Origin of the sequence: Rhodanobacter aciditrophus, from assembly GCF_042679525.1 — a bacterium.
GTDB lineage: Bacteria > Pseudomonadota > Gammaproteobacteria > Pseudomonadales > Marinomonadaceae > Marinomonas > Marinomonas aciditrophus.
This window is the reverse complement of record NZ_JBHTMN010000003.1, coordinates 45145-59273: the sequence shown is the minus strand read 5'-3', so window position 1 is coordinate 59273 and position 14129 is coordinate 45145. Positions and strand designations below refer to the sequence as shown.

General features: G+C 48.1%; 12 protein-coding genes. 5 read left to right on the top strand and 7 right to left on the bottom strand.

Annotation, left to right across the window (positions count from 1 at the left end):
• Window positions 1-53 precede the first annotated feature (53 nt).
• The 4 genes from ACFQ45_RS01005 to ACFQ45_RS00990 all read left to right on the top strand — a co-directional run bounded on the left by ACFQ45_RS01005 (window position 54) and on the right by ACFQ45_RS00990 (window position 5761).
• Window positions 54-2060 (top strand): GNAT family N-acetyltransferase, encoded by a 2007-nt coding sequence (locus ACFQ45_RS01005; RefSeq protein ID WP_377364418.1) that lies wholly within the window; start codon window positions 54-56, stop codon window positions 2058-2060.
• A gap of 248 nt (window positions 2061-2308) precedes the next feature.
• Complete coding sequence (locus ACFQ45_RS01000) at window positions 2309-3301, top strand: TRAP transporter substrate-binding protein (protein ID WP_377364416.1); 993 nt, start codon at window positions 2309-2311, stop codon at window positions 3299-3301.
• A gap of 151 nt (window positions 3302-3452) precedes the next feature.
• Window positions 3453-4130, top strand: a complete 678-nt coding sequence (locus ACFQ45_RS00995) for a TRAP transporter small permease (RefSeq protein ID WP_377364414.1) — start codon at window positions 3453-3455, stop codon at window positions 4128-4130.
• A gap of 17 nt (window positions 4131-4147) precedes the next feature.
• Window positions 4148-5761 carry a TRAP transporter large permease gene (locus ACFQ45_RS00990; protein WP_377364412.1) on the top strand — a complete coding sequence of 538 codons (1614 nt, stop codon included), beginning with the start codon at window positions 4148-4150 and terminating at the stop codon, window positions 5759-5761.
• Between the two features lie 59 nt (window positions 5762-5820).
• Here ACFQ45_RS00990 and ACFQ45_RS00985 read toward each other — a convergent pair whose 3' ends face one another.
• From ACFQ45_RS00985 to efp, 6 genes are all read right to left on the bottom strand, one after another.
• Entirely contained in the window at window positions 5821-6456 is a 636-nt protein-coding gene (locus tag ACFQ45_RS00985; protein WP_377364410.1) for a LysE family translocator, read from the bottom strand.
• A 104-nt stretch (window positions 6457-6560) separates the two neighbouring features.
• Window positions 6561-7313: a sulfite exporter TauE/SafE family protein gene (locus ACFQ45_RS00980; protein ID WP_377364408.1), complete on the bottom strand. Its 753-nt coding sequence runs from the start codon at window positions 7311-7313 to the stop codon at window positions 6561-6563.
• A 94-nt stretch (window positions 7314-7407) separates the two neighbouring features.
• Window positions 7408-8766, bottom strand: a complete 1359-nt coding sequence (locus ACFQ45_RS00975) for a sigma-54-dependent transcriptional regulator (RefSeq protein ID WP_377364406.1) — start codon at window positions 8764-8766, stop codon at window positions 7408-7410.
• An 11-nt stretch (window positions 8767-8777) separates the two neighbouring features.
• Complete coding sequence (locus tag ACFQ45_RS00970) at window positions 8778-11045, bottom strand: ATP-binding protein (RefSeq protein ID WP_377364404.1); 2268 nt, start codon at window positions 11043-11045, stop codon at window positions 8778-8780.
• 24 nt (window positions 11046-11069) lie between these two features.
• Complete coding sequence (epmA, locus tag ACFQ45_RS00965; protein WP_377364402.1) at window positions 11070-12044, bottom strand: EF-P lysine aminoacylase EpmA; 975 nt, start codon at window positions 12042-12044, stop codon at window positions 11070-11072.
• 66 nt (window positions 12045-12110) lie between these two features.
• Window positions 12111-12686, bottom strand: coding sequence for an elongation factor P (efp, locus tag ACFQ45_RS00960; RefSeq protein WP_377364400.1), 576 nt, complete (start codon window positions 12684-12686; stop codon window positions 12111-12113).
• A gap of 165 nt (window positions 12687-12851) precedes the next feature.
• On the opposite strand from efp, the gene epmB reads away from it, so the two are divergent.
• Window positions 12852-13871 carry an EF-P beta-lysylation protein EpmB gene (gene epmB, locus ACFQ45_RS00955; RefSeq protein ID WP_377364398.1) on the top strand — a complete coding sequence of 340 codons (1020 nt, stop codon included), beginning with the start codon at window positions 12852-12854 and terminating at the stop codon, window positions 13869-13871.
• A gap of 60 nt (window positions 13872-13931) precedes the next feature.
• Here epmB and ACFQ45_RS00950 read toward each other — a convergent pair whose 3' ends face one another.
• Window positions 13932-14126, bottom strand: coding sequence for a hypothetical protein (locus ACFQ45_RS00950; protein WP_377364396.1), 195 nt, complete (start codon window positions 14124-14126; stop codon window positions 13932-13934).
• Window positions 14127-14129 lie beyond the last annotated feature (3 nt).

Below are 14129 nucleotides of genomic sequence, written 5' to 3'. Positions count from 1 at the left end.
CTCAAGGCGCACATAACATGCGCCTTGATGTCTACTAACCCAATGAGTCCAACATGTCTGACTGTGCACAACAACATCGCCACTGCACTCTAAGTTTGTTACCTTGGTCAGACGCCCAAGCGCAATTCCACCGCCTCACTCACGGGTGTCCCCAGCAGAGCTTAGTCGTTACCCATCAAGTATCTCTCGACAGCCCTTGTCCCGTTATTGGCTTTAATGGTTTAAAAAATGTCCTCGGCCAGACCCATCGCGCCCTGTTACTAGACTTTAGCCAAGGTATTAACCTGTCTGCTCTAGCCATTCTAGCGGGGACCATTGAGGGCGGCGGCGCATTGATTCTTCATCTTGGCGAAAACTGGCTGGACGCCACAGATCACGAACTGGCACGGTTTCTACCTTGGCCGCTGACACCAGAACAACAACCGAGCCAATATAAACACATCTTCTGGCGCGCCTTACATGAAAGCCACTCTCCCTTTTCGGAGCAATGGCCCACGGCCTTATCTGCCAGTAAGGCGGCGAGTCATACAAACACTCTGACCCAAGATCAGGCCAATTTCATTCAATCCTTGTTTCCTTTGCAGGCATCGAACCATTTACTTCTGGCTCCTCGGGGTCGAGGCAAGTCCTATGCACTAGGCACCTTGCTGGCTCAATGTAAAACCCTGGACTACAACCTTATGGCGACGGCTTCTTCACCACAGAATGCCATTACATTGAAATCAGCTTTTGAACAAACGGTTTCATGCGAATGCCCGTTTTCAGCACCAGACGCACTTCTCGCCAGTGATAACTATTATGATGTCTTAGTGGTCGATGAAGCCGCTAGCTTACCGTTACCAGTGTTAGACCGCTTAAAAGAAAAAGCGAAAACCGTTGTTTTTAGCAGTACTGATTATGGTTATGAGGGTTCAGGGCGAGGCTTTGGGCTAAAATTTAAAGCGCTTCTACATGCCCAATCTAAACCACTGATTGAGCACACCCTTAGCCAACCATTACGTTGGGCGGAAAATGACCCCTTTGAACTCTGGCTCAATGAGCTACTGTTCGTCGAGTACAGCTTTCACCAAGCTCACTCGCAAACACCTAGAGTGCTTCAAGGGGCACAATGGCTCGATTATCCGCAGCTTTTAGATCAAGCTTTCGCTTTACTTGTAAGTGCTCACTATCAAACAACCCCAGATAATAAAAGATGGCTGGTGGATGACCCGAGCGTGACATGCTTTTTAAGTTACCACCACCATCAACTTGTAGGGGTCGCCCTTGTAAGTGAAGAAGGTTCCTTGCCAGACGACTTATCGGAGCAAGTAGCTCAAGGTAAACGCCGCCCACGGGGGCATTTATTACCCCAGTCATTATTAGCTCACGAGGGCATTGAGGACGCAGGACGGTACCGTTACTGGCGAGTGAGTCGTATTGCTGTGGCCCCCAACGTTCGCCAACAGGGGCACGGGAGTCGTCTATTAGATGACATCTACCGCAAGGCACAATCTGAGCAAATAGACTTTGTCTGCACCAGCTTTGGGGCCACCACGGAAGTGCTCACCTTTTGGCAAAAGAATCACTTCGTAAGTGTTCGACTTGGCACCAGCCAGGATCAAGCCAGCGGAAATTATTCTTTAATGATGTTGCGTGCTGTCACAGGCGACAGTCATAGGCTCACATGCCACTGGCAATCCTTATTTGCTCGCCAATGGTGGTTGTGCAAGCCGTTATCACTTCGTGAACTTGAAGCCCCTTTAATGGCTCTAATCGAAGCAGAATTCCCAAAGGGCGAATATCCGCCACTTTTTAAACTGACGGATAAAGATGTTTCAGATTTGACCTATTTTTGTGAGCACCATAGACCTTACGATACGATACGCGCACCGCTCTTGGTGTTTTCTAAGCACCTCTTAACCCTGCATTTACTCAAGCCTGATAGGCCCGATGATGCGTTATTACTGGGCTGTAGCCGAAATACACTGATTGAATCAGACGCCAAATCCTTGGGCTACACGGGTAAAAAAGCCTTTTACCAAGCACTCAAGCAAGTTATCCGAAAGCATCTTTTCAACTAACAACAATGGGTGGATTTCCACCCATGGCATCAAGCCAGTGGGGGGAAACCCCACCCTAAAACCCCTTCCCCATCTCTAACAAAACTCATCAAATAAAAAATATTACATTTAAAATCAATGACTTAAACAAAACCCAAAGAATTGGCACAGATTGTGTAATAAGTTAGGACAGCAACTTGAAAATTGTTGCCTGTTTGGCGAAGACCAAGCTAACAATAATAAATACTCAAAATTGGAGTCATACAAAAATGAAAAAAATCAGCCTTGCACTCACTACCGCTGCACTTGCTTTCACTGCGACTACTGCGTCTGCAAACTGTGATTCTGGCGAGCGCGTTGTTAAGTTCAGTCACGTAACTGGGGGTACAACTCACCCTAAAGTGGTTGCGGCCAACAACTTCGCAGAGCGTGTAAACAAAGAAATGAACGGCAAACTTTGTATTGAAGTTTTCCCTAACTCTACTTTGTTCGGTGATTCCAAAGAGCTTGAAGCATTGCTACTTGGCGATGTTCAATTGCTTGCTCCTTCCCTTTCTAAATTCGGTTCTTACACACCAAAATACGGTGTCTTCGACCTACCATTCATCTTTAAAGACATGGATCACGCGATCCGCTTTACACAAACAGAAGAAGGTAAAGCACTTCTTACTGAGATGGACGAGTACGCAGGTTTCGTTGGTCTAGGTTACTGGATGTCTGGCATGAAGTATTTCTCTGCTAACAAACCACTGATCGTACCAAGCGATGCTTCTGGTCTTAAATTCCGCGTACAAACCTCTGACGTTGCTAAGCAGATGATCTCTGCAATGGACGCATCGCCACAAGCCATGGCGTTCTCTGAGGTATACGGCGCATTGCAAACGGGTGTAGTAGACGGTCAAGAAAACACTTGGTCTAACATCTACACGAAAAAATTCTACGAAGTACAAGATAGCGTGACAGAAACCAACCACCAGTTGTTGGCTTACTTGTTCATGACGTCTTCTGAGTTCCTATCTAGCCTAAGTGATGAAGATCGCTCGCAATTCCTTGCCATTGCAGATGCAGTAACCCAAGAGGCGAACCAATCTGTAAAAGCAAAAGAAGCAGCTAACCGCGAAAACATTCTGAAATCTGGCGGCACAATCAACACTCTAACCCCTGAGCAACGTACTGAGTGGGTTGAGACAATGAAGCCAGTTTGGAAGCAGTTTGAAAGCGACATCGGCAAAGATCTAATTGATGCCGCAGCTGGTGCATAAACTTAGCTAGACCATGCAGCAATGCTGGCTAAGCCTTTCAATTTCAGGACTTAGCCAGCTCCTTAGCCTTTCACTTATTTTGATCACGCCGTGTGTTTCACGGCAGTGAAAGGCTTTTTTACGCTGTGTTTCGACGATCAGGAGTAACCCCATGGCATATTGGCCTCACTTGTATCTGCTAATTTTTGTTCTCGTTCTTTGGGTACTGGAAAAACGTTTCCCAACTTTCATGGAACGATTGGAAGAGAACTTATTAGTCCTTGTAATTTCATCCATCATGATCGTGTCATTTGGTCAGGTTATTGCTCGCTATGCGTTCAATACTGGCTGGATTGCGGCACTTGAATTCAACACGGTTATGTTCTCTTGGCTAATTCTATTGGGAATGAGCTACGGCATTAAGACAGGTATTCACCTAGGGGTAGATATCTTGCTTAACGCAGTGCCACGCCCACTAATGAAGTTCCTTTCACTGGTTGGTGCAGCAGGTGCCATGCTATACGGGTTGATCCTACTAGATTCCACTTGGCTGGCCATGCTAGGTGTCGATGTACGCGGTGGTGCCATCGAGTACTGGTACAAGATGTGGCGCATTGGCCTAGGTCAAGAAGAACTCCGCTACCCAGCGTTTATGGTAGAGATGTTCGACCTGAAACCTCGTGTACACCGTTGGTTGGTGCTGGTCATTCTACCGATCAGTTTGGCTCTTCTTTCTTACCGTTCTCTGCAGGCTTTTTGGGCCATTGCAACAGGTAAACGCGACATGTTGATCAGTGGTCACGAAGCGCAAGACCTTGTTGAAGAGAACAAAGGCGCATTGAAAGACTAATTGGTTAGGAGAGTATCGTGGAAGCTTTAATTTTATTCGGAATGGTACTAACCCTGCTCTTTATCGGGCTACCGGTTGGTATCTCATTGGGCTTGTCGTCCATCTTATTCATTACATTTTTCTCCCATGACTCTTTGTCATCGGTGGCAATCTCGCTATTTGGTGCAGGTCAACACTACACCTTGCTGGCGATCCCGTTCTTCATCTTGGCATCATCTTTCATGTCCACAGGTGGTGTGGCGAAACGTTTGATTAACTTCGCTATCGCGTCCGTTGGTCACTTCCGTGGTGGCTTGGCAATGGCCTCTGTCTTGGCATGTATGATGTTCGCAGCCTTGTCAGGTTCTTCACCTGCAACCGTGGTTGCAATCGGTACCATTGCTATCGCGGGCATGCGCCAAGTGGGTTACTCCAAAGAGTTTGCTTCTGGCATCATTGCCAACGCAGGCACACTGGGAATCTTGATCCCACCATCCATCGTAATGGTGGTATACGCTGCAGCTACCGACGTCTCCGTAGGTCGTATGTTCTTGGCTGGTGTGATTCCAGGCTTGATGGCCGGTGGTATGTTGATGCTTGCTATCTACGTGGTAGCCCGTATCAAAAACTTGCCAGCAGAAGAATGGAAAGGTTTTGGCGCCATCATCAAAGGTGGTAAAGATGCTGGTTGGGGCTTGTTCCTAATCGTGATCATCATGGGTGGTATCTACGGCGGTGCGTTTACACCGACTGAAGCCGCTGTAGTGGCAGCCGTATACTCCATCTTTATCGCATTGTTTGTCTACCGTGATATGGGCCCTTTAAAAGGCCAGACTTGGACTAACGACAGTGATTCTGCTGCCGCTCGCGTGGGCTTCAATGGCACGGTTTACGGTGTCTCCCTGTTCCTAGTATGGGAAATCATGTCCTTCTTTGCCTTTGCAGACAGTGAAACCTTCACTGGGGGTGTGCGTGCTTTGGTAGGTCTAGGATTAGGCGTTCTAGTGGCTTTATTCTACATCTCTAAGCGTGGCCAACACCTAGAAGCTGGTTTTGGTGGGTGCTTGGCTGCAGGTATGCCAATCTGGGGACGCAACATTTCCTTGATGGTACGCGGCTTTTTCCCAGCATTGTTTGGCGATGAAACACGCAAAACCATGCTTGAAGGTACGAAAACAACTGTGATGCTGATGTTCATCATCGCCAACGCTCTGTTGTTTGCACACACCTTGTCCGCAGAACGTATTCCACAAGCCATTACTGAGTGGATGCTAGGGGTAGGTTTCAACTGGTTCACCTTCCTAATCGCAGTAAACATCCTGCTATTAATTGGCGGTCAGTTTATGGAGCCATCTGGTCTACTTGTGATCGTTGCACCTGTGGTTTTCCCAATCGCGATGGAACTAGGCGTGGACCCAATCCACCTAGGTATCATCATGGTAGTGAACATGGAAATCGGTATGATCACACCGCCGATCGGTCTGAACCTCTTTGTTACTTCGGGGATCACCGGCATGAGTTTGGCTCGCGTTGTGAAAGCAGCCATGCCATTCGTAGCGGTATTGTTCGTATTCTTGATCTTGGTGACTTACATCCCAGCGCTTTCTACCGCATTGCCTTACGCAATCATGGGCCCTGAGATCATTCAGTAATCCTTTTATGACAGCGTGCTGTCATGTTTTAAGCGCCCTTCGGGGCGCTTTTTTTATGGCTAATTTTGCACACTGGATGACAACAACATCTTGCTACCTGCTGCCCCGAAGAATACCGCAACTAACCTGTCCAATGGACGCTTTAACTTAAGGTAACCTTTACGCATGGACGGCGTGGAAAACAAGAACGCATAACCTAAGTTGACCAAAGCACTTTGTATGGCAACCAACACGAATATAACCCAGACCGTCTGAGAGGTGGCTCCCGCTGGTAAACCGAAGCTATACAAGGAAGCAAACATCATAATCGCCTTGGGATTGGTAATATGAATAGCAAAACCTTTCCAATAGCTACGTTGATAGGACGAAACCTGAACTGGGTTTAGAGCTAAATCCACTGACGCCACACCCCGTGAGGACATCCAAGAGCGATAACCTAACCAGAGTAAATAGGCACCTCCTACATATTTGAGTAACACCAGCGCCCACTCAAAATGCATCATCAAGGCCGCCAGCCCCATCGCCGCAGAACCAGACCAAATTAACGAGCCCGTTATAATGCCAAACGCTAAAGCAACCCCATGACCACGACTTTGCCCCATAGAAGTGGCAGCAATGGACAAGGTAGCAGGCCCTGGACTGGCTTGGCCCACAAACACAATTAACAAAACGGTAATGATGGACGCATCCAGCATGTTTTTTCCCTCAATATAGGCTGATTAAGTGCTATCAAACATACGGCGAGGGATGCAGAACGGCAAGCGTTCGAAGTCAGGTGCGTATAAGCGAGGGGGCAGGCTTACCAGAGCTGATAAGCCTGAATAATCAAACGTGCTGCTAAAATCGTTAAAATCACGTTAAAAATTCGATGAAAGTGCTTATCAGGCATTTTCTTCAAAACCTTTAAGCCAAACCAGGTACCGATAGCACCGCTGATCACCATACAGGCCAACAAGGGTAACCAAGCACCAATCGGGAAGCCCGCTTGCTCAAACACCGCCACTTTTAGGACATGCTGTAAGGACATAGCCGTGGCGAAGGTGGCTACCGTGCGAAAGCGATCCACAAACACTTGCTTGATAAAGGCAGCAACTAAAGGGCCAGTGGCACCAACAAACAAGGTCAAAAAGGTCGTCAACGCCCCTGCTACCATGGTGCCAAATTTCCCTAAAGCCAGTTTTGGTAGCTTTGGCCCCCAACAGAGAAACAAGATGAACAAGGCGATAGAAAGATACATGAGCGATGGATCTAGGGCTTTCAATACCAACTGCCCGATCAATGCCCCGACTAAGGCACCGGGTAGAAACAACCCGATCAAACGCCAGTCAATATGACGCCAGCTCATGGCCGCGCGTCCGGCGTTAGAGCCTAATTGAGCAACCCCATGTAACGGGATGATCACTTGGGGTGGAAGCACTTGGGCCATCACGCCCAAGAGCATAACACCGCCCCCTGCACCAAAACTGGCGGTAAACAAAGAAGTAAAACCTGCTGTGATCACAAGTAACCAAAATAACGCTGGCGACAGACCATTTAAAAAGAACTCTGACACGGTTAGATCCTAAAACCGAAGGGAAAATCCCATGCTAGCATGGGCATCTAGCTGGGCTTAATAGTGTGGTGAATAGCGACTATGCGCACTCGCTTTAGGACTTGTACAAATCCTTATCAAGGTCGTATTTTCGCATCTTGTCGTAAAGGGTTTTACGGGGTAAGCCTAATGCATCCATGGTTCCTTTAATCGAGCCTTTTTGACGCAAAAGCTCTTGTTCTAAAAGAGTTTTCTCAAACCGTTCCATCTGCTCGGGCAAGGTCATCATGCCAGGATTCGACTCGTTGGTGATGATCTGATCAAACTCAAAAGACCCCGCTTCCCCCATCAATACATACCGTTCCGCAAGGTTGCGCAGCTCCCGTACATTACCGGGCCAATCATAACTCAGTAAGCTGTGCATGCGTTCCGCAGAAAGCTGCTCTGATTCCCGTTTGTATTGCGCTGTGGCTACCAAACAAAAATGTTGCCATAACAAAGGGATATCGTCTTTGCGTTCCCGCAGTGGTGGGATGTCCACTCGCACCACATTTAAACGGTAATACAGGTCTTCACGGAAGGTTCCTGTCTCGCTCAGCTCTTTCAAATCCACCTTGGTCGCCGCGAGAATACGCAGGTCTAGATCTACCCCTTTATTGGAGCCTAAACGCTCCACCTTACGTTCTTCGAGCACCCTTAATAAGCGTACCTGCATGGACATGGGCATGCTTTCGATTTCATCCAAAAACAAGGTGCCCCCATTGGAATGCTCCAACTTACCAATACGTTGAGTCTTTGCATCGGTAAAAGCGCCCTTTTCATGACCAAAGAGTTCAGACTCCATAATGGAGTCGGGCACAGCACCACAGTTGATGGCGACAAATGGCTTTCCTCTACGGGAGCTGTGTTCATGGATAAAACGGGCCACCATTTCTTTACCCGTACCGGTTTCCCCTTGCACTAGGATATCGGCGGCAGTATCCGCCACATGTAGCAAGGCTTGGCGTAAACGATGGATGCCTGGGGTGTTACCAATAATACGTGGACCGGGGGCGTTTTGTGCCGCCAACTCCAGTCTTAGATTACGGTTTTCCAAGGTCAAACGACGCTTTTCGCAGGCACGTCGGACCACTTCCACAAAGTCATCATTGGAAAATGGCTTTTCGATAAAATCATAGGCCCCATCACGGATAGCATTGACTGCCATACTGATGTCCCCATGACCCGTAATTAAGATAAAAGGGATTTCAGCGTCGATCTTTTTAACCGCTTCGAACAACTCTAAGCCACTCATACCAGGTAGATTAATATCACTGACAATTGCGCCCGGCCAATCGATGGAAATTTTTTCAGAGACCCCTTGAGCACTGCCGTATTCCACCACATCAAAATCTTCCAATTGCAGGGTTTGCGAGATCGCCATACGGACAGATTGTTCGTCATCGATGACAATCACTCGATCAAGATCAGACATGGAATGTATCCTTAGGATTGGTCAGGCAGAAAAAGATTAAGGGTAACACAAAATTGAGCGCCACCTTCAGTGGGGTTGCAAGCGGACAGGTCACCGTTCATAGAGTCCATAATTCGCTGACTGATGGACAAGCCTAGTCCTAATCCTAACCCCGATGGCTTGGAAGTATAGAAAGGCTCAAAAAGGTGTGCGAGGGCTTCTTCTGATAAGCCCTTCCCTGAGTCTTGAACAAAAATACGCGCTTGGCTGTCATCAGAATCCACAGCGATTTTAATCCACTTATCTTCAGGTTGCGCCTCCATGATCGCATCAGTGGCGTTGGCTAATAGGTTCACCAGCACCTGTTCTAAAAACACCATATCCGCCAACACTGCCAGCTCAACGGATTGAGGACTCTGCACCTGAATTGAAGCTTCTTTCAATCGTGGCTGCATGATTTTCAGTGCACCATTAATAGCACTTTGCACATCAATAGGGGTATGAGCCACGTTGCCTTTTCGAGCAAACACTTTAAAGCGAGCAATGATATCGCCCATGTGATGCCCTAGCTGATTGATTTGTTGTAGATTGCCTTTTGCCAATTCATAGCGTTCACGTTCCAGCAGTTTCAAGCCATTTTCCGCAAAGGAACGGATGGCTGTCAGGGGCTGGTTGAGCTCGTGGTTTAAGCCCGCACTCATCTGCCCAAGCACCGCCAGCTTGGCAGTTTGAATCAGCTCTTGTTGGGTGGTTTTGTGTTCAGCGATCTCATGGCGCAACAAGTGGTTGGATTCCTCCAATTCAAAGGTGCGTTCTTTGACCCGTAGTTCCAAAGCATGACGGGCTGCTGTGATTTCCTGCTCGTAACGCTTACGCTCTGTCATGTCATGGAAAGTCACTAGGTAGCTACGTCGGTTTGGCAACTGGAGTTCACAGATGGTTGCTTCCACCGCTACTCCTTCCCTATGCCCTTCAATTTGCAAGGTCCCCTCCACTGTTGTGGAGCGATTCACTGCGTTATCAAAGTCAGCCTGCAAAGCCTTCATCCAGCGAGTTTGATCCGTTTCTGATGGCCAAAATAGCTCTGTCAGGGGCTGTCCAATCAAACCAGATAAGGGACTCGCCACCAGCTTTTCGACCGCTGGATTTAAGGCCTCAATGCGGCGCTGCCCATCTAGGGTCACCAAGCCCGCTTGAGTATGCTGAATCACCTCACGGATGTAGGCTTGGTTGTGATAAGCCATTTCGATGGCATCTGAACGCTCCTGCAACATACGCGAGCGCAAATGAGCCAAGCCCATGATCAACATGGTGATGGTGATACCACCGGCAAAAATAGCACGCCATAAGGCAATTTGTTCTTCAATGGCCGTCAGTGGCACTAACACAGAAATTTTAAAGCCCAATAACTGAATCGGCTTTTCCATGGTTAGATAGCGATGACGTTCAACAAGGCTGTCACCTCGGCTATCACTGACTTCATCCAGCATTTCAATGACAGATGCGCGCTCAGCAAAGCGACGTCGAGCTACAATCGGCAGGGTTTCAATGGATTGATCAAAGTATCGCTGGGACTCAGCAATACGTGATAATTCTTCGTAGGACAATTCCCCCATGACCTTGTACAGCCAACTGGCACGGGAAGAACTAAATACCACCCCATCAGGGTCGAGCATTAAAAACTCGTAGGCTTGATTGCTAAAACGCTTTTCAAACTGATTCAGGTCCACCTTCACCACAGCTACGCCTATGATGGTATCGCCTTCATAAACCGGATAGGAAAAGTAATAACCACGACGATTAGAAGTGGTACCCAAGGCATAATAGCGTCCCGCTTTGCCTTGAATGGCCTCTTGAAAGTAAGGACGAAAGGCAAAATTCCCACCAACAAACGAGGTGCTCAACCGATAGTTAGAAGCCGCTATGGTGTCCCCGTTAATGTCGATAATGTAGCTGTCTGACGCTTCGGTAATACGGTTGATTTGCTCTAACTCACGATTGAGTTGGTTAATGTCCGAAGGCAGGCCATCTCGCAGGGCTTTTCGCACCCGATCATTAGAAGCGAGCAAGGTAGGCATGTGCTGATATTTGGCGATGGCACTTTCCACCACACTGGCCAGCTGATCCAGTTGTTCTTGGGTTTCCCGGTTTAAATCTTCAATTTGCTGCTGTTTTAAGGCGTCCCCACCGCGCCATAGGGTCAGCAGACAAATCACAAACACCGCAACATATAGCCACAGCAAACGACGCTGGCTACCGCGTAACAACCAATCTCGAAAAGATGGGGACGAAGTGGTCATAAAAATCTCTGAGTTAAAAAGACGTTATACGTGAGCACCCGCAAATGGCATCACATGGTCTATATGCTTCTGGCCTGTTAACAACATTAGCAGACGATCGACCCCTAGGGCGACTCCCGCACACTCTGGAAGCCCCAACGCCAAGGCTTTAATCAATCGCTCATCCGCTTGCCGCCAAGGCTTGTCTTGCTTTGCTCGTTCCTGCATTTCGGCCACCATACGAGCTGACTGTTCCTGACTGTCAGTTAATTCGTAATAACCATTGGCCAGTTCCATCCCCTGCCAATACCATTCAAATCGTGCTGCCGTCACACCCCCTTCTTCATCCTGTTGACGTCTTGCAAGGGCCGCTTGAGACGCTGGGTATGCATGAATAAAACAGGGTACCTCTTGTCCTATATTAGGTTCCACTAAGGTGGCGAATAACAATTCCAAAAGTGTGTCTCGATCCGTTTCCCCTAAGCCGAATTCTGTATGTTGATGACAAGTAGTTTGCAGAGTTTCAAGGGGGGCGGTAAAAGGGTCCAACTGCACATGGCGAATAAAGGCGTCACGGTAGCTTAACCGCTCAGAGCAGATTGCTTGCCCCATTAACTCAGACAGTAAATCGTCCATTTCTGTCATCAGTTGCCAATGGTCAAATCCAAGGCGATACCATTCCAACATGGTGAACTCAATGCTATGGCGACGACCAATTTCCTCAGCACGGAACACCTTACCCAGCTGATAAATACTAGGAGCTCCTGCCGCTAAAAGCCGTTTCATGGCGTATTCAGGTGAGGTCTGTAAGTAATAGGTAACATCCTTTCCTAGGGTTCGAGTGGTCGCCGTCAACACTTCAATATGAGGGTCACTGATACTGCCCAGGGACAAACAAGGGGTATCCACTTCCATTACATCTCGCTGAAAGAAAAACTCACGGATGCCACGAAACAGCCTGGCTCTCTCTGTCAGCATGGCCATGGAAGCCGTTGGTTGCCACTGATCTACTTGAAACATTCACCCTACCCTCTGGACACAAAAAAGCCCTCAAGCCATAGGACTTGAGGGCTTCTCTGAAAACAATTACTTACCTGTTGCGCGGGAAACGTATTCCCCTGTACGCGTATCAACACGAAGCACTTCGCCAATGTTGATAAACAATGGTACACGGATCACAGCACCAGTAGACAAGGTCGCTGGCTTAGAGCCACCGTTTGCCGTGTCACCTTTTAGACCTGGATCTGTTTCTGTCACTTCAAGCTCAATGAAGTTTGGCGGCGTTACAGCCAAAGGCGCACCGTTGTATAGTGTCACAACGTAAGATTCTTGCTCTTTCAACCACTTAGCAGTCTCGCCTACCGCATTTGCGTCCGCGCCATGCTGCTCAAACGAACCGTCGGTTAGCATAAAGTGGTAGAACTCACCATCGGTGTATAGATACTCCATGTCCGTATCCATTACATCAGCGGCTTCTAGAGATTCACCAGACTTGAAGGTACGTTCCCAAACACGGCCTGTTTTAAGGTTACGTAGCTTGATGCGGTTAAACGCTTGACCTTTACCTGGTTTAACGTGTTCGTTGTCCAATACAGCACAAGGATCACCGTCAACCATTACTTTGTTACCGCTGCGCAAATCGCTGGTAGAATAACTCGCCATAAATCCTCACAATGTCATGATTTAGATAAAAAGCTCTAAACGAATATGGTATTCGTTGAAGTCCATCGCGGCGTAATAATGCGAGACTTTCAAGAGCGGAGGCCAATCGGCCGAAGATTGGCGCACATAATAACCCAACTTAACTCAATTTTGCAGATATTTGACGTGATCCCGATTCAAAATGACACCGAGAGCCATTGGTCCATGGAGCTTACCCAGGCGATTCGCTCTCCTTCAGAGCTTCTAACACTGCTCCAACTAGCGCCCCATCAGTTACCCGAGTCAAACAATGCAGAAGAGGCATTTAAAATGCTGGTACCTCGCCCATTTGTCGCCCGCATGGAACAAGGCAATCCTAACGATCCTTTATTACGACAGGTGTTAGCGGACAATATCGAGATGACACCTGTGTCAGGCTACAGCAAAGACCCTCTGGACGAAGGAAATCACACCCCGCGCAAAGCCATCGTCCATAAATACAAACATCGTGTGCTGGTCATTACCACTGGCACCTGTGCGGTCAATTGTCGTTACTGCTTCCGTCGTCATTTTCCTTACAGTAACAATCAACTGGCCCAACGGGAATGGGATCATGTGATCGAATACCTAGAGCAACACCCAGAAGTAAACGAAGTGATTTTGAGCGGCGGAGATCCGCTGATGCTAAAAGATTCGCAACTTAGTAAGCATGTGGCGCGACTGAATGCCCTACCACAACTCAAGCGTTTACGGATTCACTCCCGTTTACCTGTGGTGATTCCCAGTCGCGTGAATCATGAACTATTGGCTTGGATGGCCTCCAGCCCTCTGGATATCGTGTTAGTTCTGCACAGCAATCATGGCAATGAAATCAACCAAGAGATCGCAGCGAAAGTCTCGCAACTAAAACAAGTTGGGGTAACGGTGTTAAATCAAGGGGTTCTACTGAAAGGAGTGAATGACAGCGTCAAAGCGCAAGTAGATCTCAGCGAACGCCTGTTTGCCGCAGGCATTCTACCCTATTACATGTTTACCTTTGATCCCATCGAAGGGGGCGCTCACTTCGATATCTCAGTCACGGAAGCCCAAAAACTCATGGGCCAAGTGGCAGAGATTCTACCCGGTTACCTAATGCCTCGCCTCGCCAAGGAGATCCCAGGACAGCCCGCTAAAACGGTACTAGCACCCTCCCTATCAGACCATTAGCGGACACAAAAAAGCCGCGTCCTTTGTTAGAGGCGCGGCTTTTACTGACCCACAGATGAGCTATACCTTGATATTGATATTCTGCCCAAGATTTCCTGTGGCGGGAGCGCTCGACTGAATCTGCTGCGAAGATGCAGCAGCACTCTCAAGTAGTTGCAAAGACTGACGCCCTTGTTCCTCTTGTTGAGTTTTTGCCATCGCGACACCCATCATTTCCATTGCATAGGAAGTACTGACGTTTGTTACGTTGCTCATAGT